This is a genomic window from Shewanella decolorationis S12 (genome assembly GCF_000485795.1).
Classification (GTDB): Bacteria; Pseudomonadota; Gammaproteobacteria; order Enterobacterales; family Shewanellaceae; genus Shewanella; species Shewanella decolorationis.
This window is the reverse complement of record NZ_AXZL01000016.1, coordinates 1-16,875: the sequence shown is the minus strand read 5'-3', so window position 1 is coordinate 16,875 and position 16,875 is coordinate 1. Positions and strand designations below refer to the sequence as shown.

The following is a 16,875-nucleotide window of genomic DNA, read 5'->3' as shown; positions in this document are numbered from 1 at the left end:
ATGTTGTCGCCTGGCATTACCATCTCTACGCCTTCTGGCAGTTCGATAGTGCCTGTCACGTCAGTTGTACGGAAGTAGAACTGTGGACGGTAGCCTTTGAAGAATGGAGTGTGACGACCACCTTCTTCTTTTGACAGAACGTAAACTTCTGATTCAAAAGTAGTGTGTGGGTTGATTGAACCTGGCTTAGATAATACTTGGCCACGTTCTACGTCATCACGCTTAGTACCACGTAACAGGATACCACAGTTCTCACCTGCACGACCTTCGTCAAGCAGCTTACGGAACATTTCAACACCAGTACAGGTTGTCTTAGTGGTTGCACGGATACCAACGATTTCTACTTCGTCACCAACACGTACGATACCACGCTCAACACGACCAGTTACTACTGTACCACGGCCAGAGATTGAGAATACGTCTTCGATTGGCATCAGGAATGGCTTATCGATATCACGCTCTGGTTCTGGAATGTAAGAGTCTAAAGCTGCTGCCAGCTCAAGGATCTTCGCTTCCCACTCTGGCTCGCCTTCAAGCGCTTTCAGAGCTGAACCTTGGATTACTGGTAAATCATCACCTGGGAAGTCGTATTCTGATAACAGTTCACGTACTTCCATTTCAACGAGTTCTAACAGCTCAGCATCGTCAACCATGTCACATTTGTTCATGAATACGATGATGAATGGTACGCCTACTTGGCGAGACAGCAGGATGTGCTCACGAGTTTGTGGCATTGGACCGTCTGTAGAAGCTACTACCAGGATCGCGCCGTCCATCTGTGCAGCACCAGTGATCATGTTTTTAACATAGTCAGCGTGGCCTGGGCAGTCTACGTGTGCGTAGTGGCGAGTTGGTGTGTCATACTCGATGTGAGAGGTATTGATGGTAATACCGCGCTCACGCTCTTCTGGAGCGTTATCGATTTGAGAGAAGTCTTTAGCTTCACCACCGTAGGTCTTAGCCAGTACGTGAGAGATAGCTGCAGTCAGAGTGGTTTTACCATGGTCAACGTGACCGATGGTGCCCACGTTTACGTGAGGCTTACTACGTTCAAATTTAGCTTTTGCCACGATATATTCCTTTCTTTTCAGAATAATCCTGCATATACAGGACCATATTACATTTATGTCGTAACTTAAAATTAGCTACGAGATTCAATAATCGCTTTCGCAATGTTTTGCGGTGCATCAGTGTACTTCAAAAACTCCATGGAGTAGGAAGCACGACCCTGAGTCGCAGAACGCAAATCAGTTGCATAACCAAACATTTCAGAAAGAGGCACTACAGCATGGACTATTTTGATGCCACCGAAGCCATCATCCATACCTTCAATCAAACCACGACGACGGTTTAAGTCACCAACCACATCGCCCATGTAGTTCTCAGGAGTAGTTACTTCTACTTTCATGCAAGGCTCGAGCAACACAGGATTCGCTTCGAGCGCACCCTTTTTGAAGCCCATAGAACCCGCAATTTTGAACGCCATTTCATTCGAGTCCACATCGTGATATGAACCGTCGAACAGAGTGACCTTCACGTCCAACACAGGGAAGCCGGCAAGAACACCGTTCTTCATCTGCTCTTGGATACCTTTATCAACCGCAGGAATGAATTCACGTGGAACTACACCCCCAACGATCGCGTTGATAAATTCGTAACCAGCACCTTCTTCATTAGGCTCTAGTTTTAACCAAACATGACCGAATTGTCCACGGCCACCTGATTGGCGTACAAATTTACCTTCAGCCTCGACTGATGCGCGAATGGTTTCGCGGTAGGCCACTTGTGGCTTACCTACGTTACACTCAACACCAAATTCGCGACGCATACGGTCAACGATAATGTCTAAGTGTAACTCACCCATTCCAGAAATCAGTGTTTGTGATGATTCTTCGTCAGTCTCAACCCGGAAAGATGGATCTTCCGCTGCGAGTTTTTGCAGCGCGATACCCATTTTATCTTGGTCTGCTTTAGACTTAGGCTCAACGGCAATGGTAATTACTGGCTCAGGGAACTCCATGCGTTCCAAGATCACCTTATGATCAGGATCACAAAGTGTATCACCCGTGGTGACTTCTTTCAGACCGATAGCCGCAGCGATATCACCTGCACGTACTTCTTTCAGTTCGGTACGGTCGTTAGCGTGCATTTGCACGATACGGCCGATACGTTCACGCTTCTGTTTAACAGAGTTATAAACGCCAGAACCTGATTCGAGTACGCCAGAGTACACGCGAATAAAGGTCAAAGTGCCCACGAACGGGTCTGTAGCAATCTTAAATGCCAACGCCGCAAAGGGGGCATTGTCATCTGATGGGCGCTCAACTTCTTGCTCATCGTCATCAATGCCCTTAATTGGAGGCACATCGACAGGAGCTGGCAAGAATTCCACAACCGCATCAAGAACCGCTTGAACGCCTTTGTTCTTAAATGCAGAACCACAGGTCGCTAAAACGATTTCATTATTAATAGTACGCTGACGCAGTGCCTTTTTGATCTCGTCTTCTGACAGTGAGCCTTCTTCAAGGTACTTGTCCATCAGTTCATCCGAGGCCTCGGCTGCTGCCTCAACCAGATACTCATGCATCTCAGCCGCTTTATCGGCTAACGCTGCAGGGATCTCTTCATAAGAGAAAGTCATACCCTGGTCCGCTTCGTTCCAGTTAATGGCTTTCATCTTGATTAAGTCGATCACGCCAGTGAAGTTTTCTTCTGCACCGATATTCAGTTGAATAGGCACACAAGTCGCTCCTAGGCGAGTTCTGATTTGCTTCACTACACGTTCAAAGTCCGCACCTGCGCGGTCCATCTTGTTAACAAACACTAAGCGTGGAACGCGGTATTTGTCAGCTTGACGCCAAACGGTTTCTGATTGAGGTTCAACACCTGAAGAACCACAGAAAACCACGACAGCGCCGTCGAGAACGCGCAAAGAACGTTCAACTTCAATAGTGAAGTCAACGTGACCAGGGGTATCGATGATATTGATGCGGTGTTCAGTGAATTGAGCATCCATACCACGCCAGAATGTAGTAACAGCAGCCGAGGTGATAGTAATACCACGCTCTTGCTCTTGTACCATCCAGTCAGTGGTCGCGGCGCCGTCATGCACCTCACCGATTTTATGAGACAAACCGGTATAGAACAGAACACGTTCTGTTGTGGTGGTTTTACCTGCATCCACATGAGCACAAATACCGATATTACGATAACGCTCAATTGGGGTTGTACGAGCCACTATTATACCCTCTCCACCAAGACAGTTGTCTTGGCAATATCAACAACAATGGTGTGGGCCTAAGCCCACACCATCAGATTACCAACGGTAATGAGCAAAGGCCTTGTTAGCTTCAGCCATGCGGTGCACGTCTTCACGCTTCTTAACAGCAGTACCTTTGTTTTCAGACGCATCTAGCATTTCACCTGCTAGACGTAAAGCCATAGATTTTTCACCACGCTTACGAGCAGCTTCAACTAACCAGCGCATCGCCAGTGCGTTACGACGCACAGGACGAACTTCACATGGTACCTGGTAAGTAGAACCACCAACGCGACGAGATTTAACTTCGACTGATGGGCGTACGTTGTCCAGGGCTGCTTCAAGAACGTCTAAATGGTTAGCGCCTTTCTTTTCAGCGATAACATCTAGCGCCTTGTAAATGATTTTTTCTGCAGTCGACTTTTTGCCGTCTTGCATAATGACGTTGATGAACTTAGCCAGCAACTCACTGTGAAACTTTGGATCTGGTAGGATTTTACGTTGTCCTACAACGCGACGTCTTGGCATAACAATTCTCCGTATGCTTCAGGGATTTCCAAAACTGGAATTCTCAAAATAAAACTAGCTTGGCCTTACTTAACGGATTGCGTTAAGACTTAGGACGCTTAGCACCGTACTTAGAACGACCTTGGCGACGAGTGTTCACGCCAGCACAGTCTAGGGCGCCACGAACAGTGTGATAGCGCACACCTGGTAAGTCTTTAACACGACCACCACGGATTAAGATCACGCTGTGTTCCTGCAGGTTGTGGCCTTCACCGCCGATGTACGAAGTAACTTCGAAACCGTTAGTTAAGCGCACACGAGCTACTTTACGTAGTGCAGAGTTAGGTTTTTTAGGGGTAGTAGTGTACACACGTGTACATACACCACGTTTTTGTGGGCACGCGTTCAACGCAGGCACGTTAGTCTTGTCGACTTTAGGTGCGCGTGGCTTACGTACCAACTGGTTTACAGTTGCCATGTATAGCTCCGAAACAGTTGAATCAAACTCAACGATAAGGTGTGAAAAATCTATATCCCACAATGGTGGGACGCGGAATTTTAGAAAGGTAATGCCTGACTGTCAAGAAATAGCCAACTTTTGCGGCATTTTACAATAAAAAAGGCGCCATAGGCGCCTTTTTGTTACAAACTGATTACTTAATCTTGGCTACCAGCCAGGTTTAAGAGGTCTGCAAGGTTTTGTTCTGCTTCACTTGCAGTGATCTTATTCACTACAACTGGCTCGTCTTTCTTAGCACGGGCATCGTTACGGGTCTTGTGATAAGCATAACCAGTACCGGCTGGGATCAGACGGCCAACAATTACGTTCTCTTTCAGACCACGTAAGTTATCAGACTTACCACCTACGGCAGCTTCTGTCAGTACGCGAGTGGTTTCTTGGAACGATGCTGCAGAGATAAACGATTCTGTTGCCAGAGACGCTTTGGTAATACCCAGCAGTTCACGTTCGAAGGTCGCAGGCACTTTGCCTTGTTCGATCAGGTCGCGGTTAGCGATCTTCACGCGAGACACTTCAACTTGTTCGCCTTCTAAGAACTCACTGTCACCCGCAGAGGTGATCACGCACTTACGCAGCATTTGACGGATGATCACTTCGATATGTTTATCGTTGATCTTCACGCCTTGTAGACGGTATACGTCTTGCACTTCGTTCACAATGTAGCTTGCAACGTTGTGGATGCCACGTAGACGCAGAATGTCGTGCGCCGCTTCTGGACCGTCAGCAATAACTTCACCACGTTCGACTTTTTCACCTTCGAACACGTTTAAGTTACGCCATTTCGGGATCATCTCTTCGTACTGTTCACCGCCATCCGCTGGTGTAATCACCAGACGACGCTTGCCTTTGGTCTCTTTACCAAACGAAATGGTACCAGAGATTTCCGCCAGAATAGCTGGCTCTTTTGGCTTACGAGCTTCGAACAGGTCAGCAACGCGTGGTAGACCACCCGTGATGTCGCGTGTTTTAGACGATTCTTGTGGAATACGTGCTAACGCGTCACCCACAGCGATTTGCGCGTTGTCGTCGAGGTTAACGATCGCACTGCCTGGTAAGAAGTATTGTGCAGGTACTTCAGTACCTGGGATCATCAGGTCGCTACCGTCGGCACCAACCAGACGGATCATTGGGCGCATTTCTTTACCCGCTGAACCACGCTGACCCACGTCGAGGATCACGATTGAAGACAGACCAGTCAGTTCGTCTGTTTGACGAGTCATGGTCACGCCGTCGATCATGTCAACGAACTTAATACTACCCGCCACTTCTGTGATGATTGGGTGAGTATGTGGATCCCAGTTAGCGATGATATCGCCCGCTTCTACCGCAGCTTCTTCTAACTTCTCGAGCACAGTACCGTAAGGCACTTTATAACGCTCTTTCTCACGACCTAATTCGTCGATGATCGCCAGTTCAGAAGAACGAGAAACGATAACCAGCTTGCCGTCAGTGTTAGTTACGTACTTAGCGTTGTGCAGTTTCAACGAACCAGAGTTCTTCACTTGAACGTTGTTTTCTGCCGAAGCACGCGACGCCGCACCACCGATGTGGAATGTACGCATCGTTAACTGTGTACCTGGTTCACCGATTGATTGCGCCGCGACAACACCAATGGCTTCGCCGTGGTTAATCAGATGACCACGGGCTAAGTCACGGCCATAACATGCCGCACACACACCGAAGTCGGTATCACAGGTAATTACTGAACGTACAATCACTTCGTCGATTGAGTGTTCTTCTAACTTGTCACACCATGCTTCATCGAGCAGAGTGTTACGTGGTGCAAGCACATCTTCAGTACCTGGGTACAGAACATCAACCGCAACCACACGACCCAGTACGCGTTCACGTAATGGCTCAACAACGTCACCACCTTCGATCAGCGGCTTCATTGTCAGACCTTCGTGAGTACCACAATCGTCTTCGATGACCACTAAGTCTTGAGCAACGTCAACCAGACGACGAGTCAGGTAACCCGAGTTCGCTGTCTTCAATGCGGTATCGGCTAGACCTTTACGCGCACCGTGGGTTGAGATGAAGTACTGAAGAACGTTCAGACCTTCACGGAAGTTCGCCACGATTGGGGTTTCGATGATCGAACCGTCTGGTTTCGCCATCAGACCACGCATACCCGCTAACTGACGGATCTGTGCGGCACTACCACGAGCGCCCGAGTCGGCCATCATGTAAATGCTGTTGAACGATGCTTGTTTCTCTTCAACGCCATCACGGTTAATCACTGTCTCAGTTGACAGGTTTTCCATCATCGCTTTAGAAACTTTTTCGTTCGCACTTGCCCAGATGTCGATTACTTTGTTGTAACGCTCACCCGCGGTTACCAGACCTGATTGGAACTGCTCTTGAATTTCGAGCACTTCTGCTTCAGCGTCAGCAACTAAGGTGTACTTCTCAGCTGGGATCACCATGTCGTCGATACCGACAGATGCACCAGAGATAGTTGCGTAACGGAAACCTGTGTACATCAGTTGGTCAGCGAAGATAACCGTATCTTTTAGACCTAATTGACGGTAACAAGTGTTTAATAGTTTAGAAATCTGCTTTTTGCCCATGTTCTGGTTAACCAGATCAAATGACAAACCTGCTGGCAGAATTTGTGACAGCAGAGCACGACCCACAGTTGTATCTACGATACGACGTTGCTCAGTACGCTCACCATTGTCACCGATAACGGTTTCAGTGATGCGCACTTTCACGCGGGCATGCAGTTCAGCAGCGCCAGTTGCGTAAGCTTTTTCAACTTCAGCAACAGACATAAAGTACATACCTTCACCACGGCCGTTGATACGCTCACGGCTGGTGTAGTACAGACCTAATACCACGTCTTGAGACGGAGTGATAACAGGCTCGCCGTTTGCTGGTGACAGGATGTTGTTGGTAGACATCATCAGGGCACGAGCTTCAAGCTGCGCTTCCAGTGTTAACGGTACGTGTACCGCCATTTGGTCACCGTCGAAGTCGGCGTTGTAGGCCGCACAAACGAGTGGGTGTAACTGGATGGCTTTACCTTCAATCAGTACAGGTTCGAACGCTTGGATACCCAGTCTGTGCAGTGTTGGTGCACGGTTAAGCATCACTGGATGTTCGCGGATCACTTCATCCAGAACGTCCCAAACTTCCGCCACTTCACGCTCTACCATCTTCTTAGCCGCTTTGATGGTTGTCGCTAAGCCACGACCTTCCAGCTTGCCATAGATGAATGGTTTGAACAGTTCCAGTGCCATCTTCTTAGGAAGACCACATTGGTGCAGACGTAAAGTAGGACCTACGGTAATTACCGAACGACCAGAGTAGTCAACACGCTTACCTAACAAGTTCTGACGGAAACGACCTTGTTTACCTTTGATCATGTCGGCCAAAGATTTCAGAGGACGTTTGTTAGAACCGGTAATTGCACGACCACGGCGACCGTTATCTAATAGCGCATCAACAGACTCTTGTAACATACGCTTTTCGTTGCGTACGATGATGTCCGGCGCAGCTAAATCTAACAGACGCTTCAAACGGTTGTTACGGTTGATCACGCGGCGGTACAGATCGTTCAGATCTGAAGTCGCGAAGCGGCCGCCATCGAGCGGTACCAGCGGACGTAAGTCAGGTGGTAACACAGGCAGTACTTTTAAGATCATCCACTCTGGCTTGTTGCCAGAAGTGTGGAACGCTTCCATCAACTTAAGACGCTTTGTCACTTTCTTGCGACGAGTCTCAGAGTTGATTGATGGTAGCTCTTCACGCATTTGTTCGATTTCTTTTTCGAGATCGATTGCGCGCAGCAGTTCTAATACCGCTTCAGCACCCATCTTAGCTTCGAATTCGTCACCGTATTCTTCTAATGCGTCCAGATAGTTTTCTTCTGTCAGCATTTGGCCACGTTCAAGGCTGGTCATGCCAGGCTCGATCACGACGAAAGATTCAAAATACAGTACGCGCTCGATATCACGCAGCGTCATGTCCAGCATTAAACCGATACGGGACGGCAGTGATTTCAAGAACCAAATGTGGGCAACTGGGCTAGCCAGTTCAATGTGACCCATACGCTCACGACGTACTTTAGTCTGGGTAACTTCTACACCACACTTTTCACAGATCACACCACGGTGCTTCAAACGCTTGTACTTACCGCACAAACATTCGTAATCTTTGACAGGGCCAAAGATACGCGCACAGAACAGACCTTCACGCTCAGGCTTGAAGGTACGGTAGTTAATGGTTTCTGGCTTCTTAACTTCACCAAAAGACCAAGAACGGATCAGATCAGGCGATGCCAGACCAATTTTGATGCCGTTAAATTCTTCAGTCTTGCTTTGCTGTTTCAGAAACTTTAATAAGTCTTTCACGTTTCTCTCCTGAAGGAGTTAAACCGGGTGCTCCGCTCGCACGGAGCACCATTCTGTTGCCAAACGCGGCTAAATACCTGCGCTTATTCCTGATCCAACTCGATATTGATACCGAGTGAACGGATCTCCTTCAGTAATACGTTGAAGGACTCTGGCATGCCAGGCTGCATCTGATGGTTACCGTCGACGATGTTCTTATACATCTGAGTACGACCGTTAACGTCATCCGATTTCACGGTGAGCATTTCTTGAAGCGTATAAGCGGCACCGTATGCTTCGAGTGCCCACACTTCCATCTCCCCGAAACGCTGACCACCGAACTGAGCTTTACCGCCCAGTGGTTGTTGAGTCACTAAGCTGTACGAACCGGTAGAACGGGCGTGCATCTTGTCGTCAACTAAGTGGTTCAGTTTGAGCATGTACATGTAACCAACAGTTACTGGACGCTCAAATTCGTTACCGGTACGACCATCAAATAACTTCAGCTGACCAGAGGTTGGCAAGCCTGCAAGCTCAAGCATCTGCTTGATCTCTTTCTCTTTAGCACCGTCGAAGGCTGGCGTAGCAACTGGGATACCGCCTTTCAGGTTGTTCGCTAAGCGCAGTAACTCATCGTCAGTGAATGAATCGATGTCAACGCGCTGCTGCACTTCGTCACCTAATTCGTACACTTGCTTGATGTAGCTACGAACTTCTGCAAGTCCCTTCTCGCGCTGAGCTTCCAGCATGGCAGCAATCTTGTTACCAATACCTTTAGCAGCAGCACCTAAGTGAACTTCAAGAACCTGACCGATGTTCATACGTGATGGAACGCCTAACGGGTTCAATACGATGTCCACAGGGTTGCCTTGCTCGTCGTACGGCATGTCTTCAATTGGGTTAATCTTAGAGATAACACCCTTGTTACCGTGACGACCCGCCATCTTGTCACCTGGTTGGATAGTACGTTTAACCGCTAAGTAAACCTTAACGATCTTCAGTACACCTGGTGCCAAGTCATCACCTTGGGTGATCTTGCGACGTTTGATTTCAAACTTCTTATCGAAGTCTGCTTTCAGCTCTTCATGCTGTTCAGCTAATTGCTCAAGTTCAGTTTGTTTGGTTTCATCGTCAATAACTTGAACCAATACATCTTTACGTGGCAATGCTGCGATTTGTGCTTCAGTGAAACCGGCACTTAACAATAAGTTGCGCGCACGGCTCAATACGCCTTCTTCAAGGATCTTGAACTCTTCGCCTAAGTCTTTACGAGCTTGGGCAATGTGCATTTCTTCGATTTCAATGGCGCGTTTGTCTTTCTCAACGCCGTCACGGGTAAATACCTGAACGTCGATGATGGTACCTTTAACAGAGTTAGGTACACGCAGTGAGCTGTCTTTCACATCAGACGCTTTCTCACCGAAGATGGCGCGCAGTAACTTCTCTTCTGGCGTCAGTTGAGTCTCGCCTTTTGGCGTCACTTTACCTACCAGAATGTCACCGCCCTTCACTTCTGCACCAATGTAAACGATACCTGACTCGTCGAGTTTCGACAGAGCAGATTCACCTACGTTTGGAATGTCAGCAGTGATTTCTTCGCTACCCAGCTTGGTATCTCGAGCGATACAAGACAGCTCTTGAATGTGGATAGTGGTGAAACGGTCTTCCTGTGCAACACGTTCAGAAATTAAGATCGAGTCTTCGAAGTTGTAACCGTTCCAAGGCATGAACGCGATACGCATGTTCTGACCAAGGGCTAAGTCACCTAAGTCAGTAGACGGACCGTCTGCTAACACGTCACCACGAACTACTGGCTCACCAACAGAACAACATGGACGTTGGTTGATACAAGTGTTTTGGTTAGAACGGGTGTATTTAGTCAGGTTGTAAATGTCGATACCCGCTTCGCCTGGGCGCAGCTCGTCTTCATTTACTTTAACTACGATACGGCTCGCATCAACGTAATCGATCACACCGCCACGTTTAGCGGCAACTACTACGCCTGAGTCCACAGCTAACGTGCGCTCAATACCAGTACCGACCAGAGGCTTCTCTGATTTCAGTGTTGGTACCGCTTGACGTTGCATGTTCGCACCCATCAATGCACGGTTCGCGTCGTCGTGTTCTAAGAACGGGATCAGTGACGCAGCAACAGAGATGATCTGTTGTGGCGATACGTCCATGTATTGAATGTCAGACGCGCGCATAAAGGTTGATTCACCTTTGTGACGACATGCGATCTGCTCTTCAACCATGCGGCCCTGTGAGTCAACTTCGATGTTCGCCTGTGCAATCACATAACGACCTTCTTCAATCGCTGACAAGTATTCCACTTCGTCAGTGATCACACCGTCTACCACTTTGCGGTATGGTGTTTCTAAGAAGCCGTAGGAGTTAGTACGGGCAAAGCTTGCTAATGAGTTGATCAGACCAATGTTTGGACCTTCAGGGGTCTCAATTGGACATAAACGACCGTAGTGCGTTGGGTGTACGTCGCGAACTTCGAAGCCTGCACGCTCACGGGTCAAACCACCTGGGCCTAGAGCAGAAATACGACGCTTATGCGTTACTTCTGACAGCGGGTTGTTTTGGTCCATGAATTGTGACAGCTGAGAAGAACCGAAGAACTCTTTCACTGCAGCAGAAATTGGCTTGGCGTTGATTAAGTCTTGTGGCATCAGCTCGTTCAGATCGCCTAATGACAGACGTTCACGCACGGCGCGCTCAACACGGACCAGACCAACACGGAATTGGTTTTCAGCCATTTCACCCACAGAACGAATACGACGGTTACCTAAGTGGTCGATATCGTCCACTTCGTCGAAGCCGTTACGGATGTGGATGATGTTCTTCATTACTGCAACGATGTCTTCTTTAGACAGCACGCCGCTACCTTCGTCATCAGGAATGCTGAGACGACGGTTGAACTTCATACGACCTACTTTAGACAGGTCATAACGTTCTTCGCTGAAGAATAAGTTTTGGAACAGGGCTTCTGCAGCATCTTTGGTTGGTGGCTCACCAGGACGCATCATGCGGTAGATCTCAACTAACGCTTCTAAGCGGTTAGTGGTTGGATCAATACGCAGAGTGTCAGAGATGTAAGCACCGTGGTCTAGCTCGTTGATGTACAACGTGCTCAGCTCTTTGATGCCTGCCAGTGATAACTTCGCTAAGTCTTCTAAGCTGATTTCACTGTTAGCAGAAACTAATACTTCACCCGTGTCCGGATCGATGTAATCTTGGGCAGCATATTTGCCCACGATGTACTCAACTGGTACTTCGAGTTCAGTGGTGTTGGTTTTTTCGAGTTGGCGAATATGACGTGCAGTCACGCGACGGCCCGCTTCAACCAATACGGTACCTTCAGCATCCTTGATGTCGTAGCTGGCGGTTTCACCACGTAGACGCTCAGGCACTAAGGTCATAACCAGAGTATCTTTCTTGATCTTGAATTCAACGCGTTCGAAGAACAGGTCGAGGATCTCTTGAGTAGAATACTCTAATGCACGCAGAATGATGGTCGCAGGTAATTTACGACGACGGTCAATACGTACGAACAGCGCATCTTTAGGATCGAATTCAAAGTCTAACCATGAACCACGGTAAGGAATGATACGTGCGTTATACAGCACCTTACCTGATGAGTGGGTTTTACCACGGTCGTGATCGAAGAATACGCCTGGGCTACGGTGTAATTGAGAAACGATTACACGCTCAGTACCGTTGATCACAAAGGTACCGTTGTCAGTCATCAATGGGATATCACCCATGTAGACTTCTTGTTCTTTAATATCTTTTACAGTGCCGGCCGCTGCTTCACGATCATACAACACCATGCGTAATTTAACGCGCAGTGGAGCTGAATATGTAACACCACGGATCTGACACTCTTTCACATCAAAAACAGGCTCGCCAAGCTTATAGCTGACGTATTGCAGTTCTGAATTACCAGAAAAGCTCTTGATGGGAAAAACGCTACGGAAGGCGGCTTCTAAACCGCGCTCACCGGTAGGATCTTGATCGGTGAACTTCTTAAAAGAGTCTAACTGAATAGACAAAAGGTAAGGAATATCCAACACCTGTGGACGCTTACCAAAGTCTTTGCGAATACGCTTCTTTTCAGAATAGGAGTAAACCATGGGTTTCCTCTGCTTGCGAGATGTGACCAAGACTGAACTTATAACAATCGTCATTAAATTCAGCACGTTTGCCCATCACCGTTGATGGCAAGAACCTAACCAGTAATCTCTGCTAGGGACTGCAAAATTTGGCGATAAACGGTGAAAAAAAATCGCCGACGCATATAGCGCAAAAAAGGCCGACGGTTAAAAAACCGCCAGCCTCCACCCAATTGGCTTGGGTGAGTAAGCTACATAATAGCTTACTTGATCTCTACTGTAGCACCAGCTTCAACCAGTTCTTTCTTCAGAGCTTCAGCTTCTTCTTTAGAAACGCCTTCTTTAACTGCTACTGGAGCAGCTTCAGACATTGCTTTAGCTTCTTTCAGGCCTAAACCAGTTGCACCGCGGATTGCTTTAATAACAGCAACTTTGTTGTCGCCGTGAGCAGTTAACATAACAGTGAATTCTGTTTGTTCTTCAGCAGCAGCACCAGCATCAGCACCACCAGTTGCAACTACTGCAGCAGCAGCAGAAACGCCGAACTTCTCTTCCATAGCTTCGATCAGTTCAACAACTTCCATTACAGACATAGCTGCAAAGGCTTCTAAGATTTGGTCTTTAGTGATAGACATAACAAATGTTTCCTATTGTTCTGAATTCAATTTTATTAAGCAGCCAGCTTAAAATTAAGCGGCTTCTTGTTTTTGATCGCGCAGGGCGGCCAGAGTACGAACGAACTTGCCAGCAGATGCTTCTTTCATAGTCATCATTAACTGTGCTAGTGCTTCTTCGTATGTTGGCAGTTTCGCCAAACGATCAATTTCAGCTGCAGGGATGAAATTCCCTTCAAAGGCTGCGCCTTTAACTTCGAAGTTAGCTTGCTCTTTAGCAAAGTCTTTTAACAGACGAGCTGCAGCACCTGGGTGCTCGTTAGAGAAAGCAATCAAAGTTGGGCCAGTGAACGTTTCTGCTAGGCACTCAAAAGCAGTACCTTCAACAGCACGACGAGCCAGAGTGTTACGTACTACACGTACATAAACACCAGCTTCACGAGCTTTTTTACGCAGACCGGTCATAGCACCTACAGTTACACCGCGTGAATCAGCGGCTACTGCAGATAGCGCACCTTTGGCAGCTTCGTTGACTTCAGCAACAATCGCTTTTTTGTCTTCGAGTCTTAATGCCATTGGCTTTACTCCTGGATTCCACCTAGGGTATACCCCTAGTATTTACCATACTAAATACTTATGTATTTAGTGACTTACGGTGCAGATTATCCAGTAAAAAAATTTAGCTGGGGCCTGACACCGTCTACGCAGGAAATTAAGTAAACCGATAAGGAAAACACCTGCGGTCTTGGACGGAAGCCTAATTAATGATGCTTTAGCATCAAAAACAGGCTTCAACCCACAAAGTGCGCGCATTATAGACTAACGCGCGTACCTTGTAAAATTAGTTAGCTGTATCGAGAGTCGCTTGGTCGATAGCTACACCTGCACCCATAGTGGTAGAGATGCTAACTTTCTTCACGTATACACCTTTAGCAACTGCAGGCTTAGCCTTTTTCAGTGCAGAGATTAACGCTTCCAAGTTTTCTTTCAATTGAACTGGTGTGAAATCCACTTTACCGATAGTAGTGTGGATAATACCGTTCTTGTCGTTACGGTAACGAACTTGACCAGCTTTAGCGTTCTTAACTGCTTCAGCAACGTTTGGCGTTACTGTGCCAGTTTTTGGGTTAGGCATTAAACCACGTGGGCCTAAGATTTGACCTAACATACCAACAACGCGCATTGCATCTGGAGATGCGATAACTACGTCGAAGTTCATTTCACCGGCTTTGATTTGCTCAGCCAGATCATCCATACCAACGAGTTCTGCACCAGCAGCTTTTGCAGCTTCAGCATTTGCACCTTGTGTAAATACTGCAACGCGAACTTCACGACCAGTACCGTGTGGTAATACAGTAGCACCACGAACGTTTTGGTCTGATTTACGTGGGTCAATACCCAGGTTAACTGCAACGTCAACACTTTCAACGAACTTAGCAGTTGCTAATTCTTTTAACAGAGCAACAGCGTCGTTGATTTCGTATAACTTAGTACCGTCAACTTTCTCGCGGATTACGCGCATGCGTTTAGTTAGTTTTGCCATTATATTAACCCTCTACAACCAAACCCATTGAACGCGCAGTACCTTCGATTGAGCGAGTCATCGCTTCAATATCAGCACCAGTCATATCGGCGGCTTTCATTTCAGCAATTTCCTGAATCTTAGCACGAGCGATAGTACCTACTTTCTGAGTGTTTGGACGTGAAGAACCTGACTTCAGGCCTGCAGCAGTCTTCAGTAAGTAAGAAGCTGGCGGAGTCTTAGTTTCGAAAGTGAACGAACGGTCACTGTATACAGTGATCACGACTGGAATAGGCATGCCTTTTTCCATTTTTTCTGTACGGGCGTTGAACGCTTTACAGAATTCCATGATGTTCACACCTTTCTGACCCAGAGCTGGACCAACTGGTGGTGAAGGGTTCGCAGAACCTGATTTCACTTGTAGCTTAATATAAGCATCAATCTTTTTTGCCATCTGACATTTCCTCAGTTTGGGTTCAAACGCGCATCAGCGACATGCCGACGTGCTCCCCCGAAAACAACGGGTGCGGATTATATAGAAATCCGCACCCGTTGCCAAACGGATTTTTGTATTTAATTCAATCAGCCTTTTTCGACCTGATTAAAATCGAGCTCGACTGGTGTAGAACGACCAAAGATCATTACTGACACTTTTACGCGGCTCTTGTCATAATCCACTTCTTCAACGGTACCGTTAAAGTCAGCAAATGGACCATCACAAACACGCACCACTTCACCCGGCTCGAAAATAACGCGGTGAGTCGGTGAAGCTGTGGTTTCTTGTAAGCGACGCAGAATTGCATCCGCTTCTCTATCTGAAATTGGCGCAGGACGATCAGAAGTTCCGCCAATAAAGCCTAAAACACGCGGGATGCTTTTGACTAAATGCCAGCTGTCATCGTTCATTTCCATCTGGACTAACACATAGCCCGGGAAAAACTTACGCTCGCTCTTACGACGCTGGCCTGCACGCATTTCGATGACTTCTTCAGTCGGAACTAATACTTCACCGAAGTACTCTTCCATGCCGTGCATTTTAATGTATTCAATCAGTGACTTACAAACTCGGCCTTCATAGCCTGAGAATGCCTGCACTACATACCATCTTTTTTTAGCTTCTTTAGCTTCAGTCATTCGAGGTGCCTATACGCCAGTGATGAAATTGACAATGTGCATTAACACTGCATCTAAACCCCATAAAACAAGGGCTAAAATACCGGTTGCAGCAAGGACAATAAAAGTGGTGTTAAGCGCTTCTTGACGTGTTGGCCATACGACCTTGCGCACTTCAATTTGCGACTCACGAGCGAACGCTAAGGCTTTCTTACCCTTTTCTGTTTGCAGGGCAATAAAACCAGCAATAGCGAATGCAACGATAACAGCCAGTGCACGGATCACGGCACTTGTCTCGCTATACATTTGATTGCCAATAACAGCAGCGGCTAGCAATAGGATCGCTAAACCCCACTTCACGATATCCAGAGAGTTAGTCTGGTTTTCAGTATTTGTTGTCATCGGTTATTCCGTTACTCAATACGGCCTGAGCTTGAGCACAATAATTAGGGACATACGACCCAGTTACAATACGCTTTAGATACTCTGCATTCCGAATACCCTTAGAAACGCATGTTGCATAAGCCCAGGGTCAAAAATCGGCCATAGATTGTATTCTTATTCGACTTTGTTAGCAAGGATGCACAGCCGTTGCAACCCACAAAACCTAGTAAATAATCGACTTAAACAAAAAAGGAAGCCGAAGCTTCCTTTTTCAGTACTATAGCAAGTTCGCGATTAAGCGAAAATCTTAGCTACAACACCAGCGCCTACTGTACGGCCACCTTCACGGATTGCGAAGCGTAAACCTTCGTCCATCGCGATTGGGCAGATCAGAGTCACTTTCATCTTAATGTTGTCGCCTGGCATTACCATCTCTACGCCTTCTGGCAGTTCGATAGTGCCTGTCACGTCAGTTGTACGGAAGTAGAACTGTGGACGGTA

Annotated in this window: 13 protein-coding genes; all 13 read right to left on the bottom strand. The window is 47.3% G+C overall.

Annotated features, from left to right (window positions below; genetic code table 11):
* Positions 1-1,070, bottom strand: a 1,070-nt coding sequence (tuf, locus tag SHD_RS01025) for an elongation factor Tu (protein WP_023265436.1), incomplete at its 3' end; no start/stop codon positions are given.
* Between the two features lie 71 nt (positions 1,071-1,141).
* A complete protein-coding gene (fusA, locus tag SHD_RS01020) occupies positions 1,142-3,238 on the bottom strand; it encodes an elongation factor G (RefSeq protein WP_023265435.1) in 2,097 nt (698 codons plus the stop codon).
* A 78-nt stretch (positions 3,239-3,316) separates the two neighbouring features.
* Positions 3,317-3,787, bottom strand: a complete 471-nt coding sequence (gene rpsG / locus SHD_RS01015) for a 30S ribosomal protein S7 (RefSeq protein ID WP_011715460.1) — start codon at positions 3,785-3,787, stop codon at positions 3,317-3,319.
* An 82-nt stretch (positions 3,788-3,869) separates the two neighbouring features.
* Positions 3,870-4,244: a 30S ribosomal protein S12 gene (gene rpsL / locus SHD_RS01010; protein WP_011715459.1), complete on the bottom strand. Its 375-nt coding sequence runs from the start codon at positions 4,242-4,244 to the stop codon at positions 3,870-3,872.
* A gap of 179 nt (positions 4,245-4,423) precedes the next feature.
* Entirely contained in the window at positions 4,424-8,641 is a 4,218-nt protein-coding gene (gene rpoC, locus SHD_RS01005) for a DNA-directed RNA polymerase subunit beta' (RefSeq protein ID WP_023265434.1), read from the bottom strand.
* 83 nt (positions 8,642-8,724) lie between these two features.
* Entirely contained in the window at positions 8,725-12,762 is a 4,038-nt protein-coding gene (gene rpoB, locus SHD_RS01000) for a DNA-directed RNA polymerase subunit beta (RefSeq protein ID WP_023265433.1), read from the bottom strand.
* A gap of 242 nt (positions 12,763-13,004) precedes the next feature.
* Positions 13,005-13,376, bottom strand: a complete 372-nt coding sequence (gene rplL, locus SHD_RS00995; RefSeq protein ID WP_023265432.1) for a 50S ribosomal protein L7/L12 — start codon at positions 13,374-13,376, stop codon at positions 13,005-13,007.
* A 54-nt stretch (positions 13,377-13,430) separates the two neighbouring features.
* A complete protein-coding gene (gene rplJ / locus SHD_RS00990; RefSeq protein WP_023265431.1) occupies positions 13,431-13,931 on the bottom strand; it encodes a 50S ribosomal protein L10 in 501 nt (166 codons plus the stop codon).
* 265 nt (positions 13,932-14,196) lie between these two features.
* Entirely contained in the window at positions 14,197-14,898 is a 702-nt protein-coding gene (gene rplA / locus SHD_RS00985) for a 50S ribosomal protein L1 (RefSeq protein WP_011715456.1), read from the bottom strand.
* A gap of 4 nt (positions 14,899-14,902) precedes the next feature.
* Complete coding sequence (rplK, locus tag SHD_RS00980) at positions 14,903-15,331, bottom strand: 50S ribosomal protein L11 (protein WP_023265430.1); 429 nt, start codon at positions 15,329-15,331, stop codon at positions 14,903-14,905.
* Positions 15,332-15,459: 128 nt separating this feature from the next.
* Positions 15,460-16,011, bottom strand: a complete 552-nt coding sequence (gene nusG, locus SHD_RS00975) for a transcription termination/antitermination protein NusG (protein ID WP_023265429.1) — start codon at positions 16,009-16,011, stop codon at positions 15,460-15,462.
* A gap of 9 nt (positions 16,012-16,020) precedes the next feature.
* Entirely contained in the window at positions 16,021-16,392 is a 372-nt protein-coding gene (gene secE, locus SHD_RS00970; protein ID WP_011621018.1) for a preprotein translocase subunit SecE, read from the bottom strand.
* A gap of 276 nt (positions 16,393-16,668) precedes the next feature.
* Positions 16,669-16,875: EF-Tu C-terminal domain-related protein (locus SHD_RS00965; RefSeq protein WP_023265428.1), on the bottom strand; the 207-nt coding region annotated here is incomplete at its 5' end.

Coding starts and splice junctions, on each gene's coding strand:
- rpsG (WP_011715460.1), bottom strand. CDS start 3,787: ATGCCAAGACGTCGCGTTGTAGGACAACGTAAAATCCTACCAGATCCA.
- rpsL (WP_011715459.1), bottom strand. CDS start 4,244: ATGGCAACTGTAAACCAGTTGGTACGTAAGCCACGCGCACCTAAAGTC.
- rpoB (WP_023265433.1), bottom strand. CDS start 12,762: ATGGTTTACTCCTATTCTGAAAAGAAGCGTATTCGCAAAGACTTTGGT.
- rplL (WP_023265432.1), bottom strand. CDS start 13,376: ATGTCTATCACTAAAGACCAAATCTTAGAAGCCTTTGCAGCTATGTCT.
- rplJ (WP_023265431.1), bottom strand. CDS start 13,931: ATGGCATTAAGACTCGAAGACAAAAAAGCGATTGTTGCTGAAGTCAAC.
- rplA (WP_011715456.1), bottom strand. CDS start 14,898: ATGGCAAAACTAACTAAACGCATGCGCGTAATCCGCGAGAAAGTTGAC.
- rplK (WP_023265430.1), bottom strand. CDS start 15,331: ATGGCAAAAAAGATTGATGCTTATATTAAGCTACAAGTGAAATCAGGT.
- nusG (WP_023265429.1), bottom strand. CDS start 16,011: ATGACTGAAGCTAAAGAAGCTAAAAAAAGATGGTATGTAGTGCAGGCA.
- secE (WP_011621018.1), bottom strand. CDS start 16,392: ATGACAACAAATACTGAAAACCAGACTAACTCTCTGGATATCGTGAAG.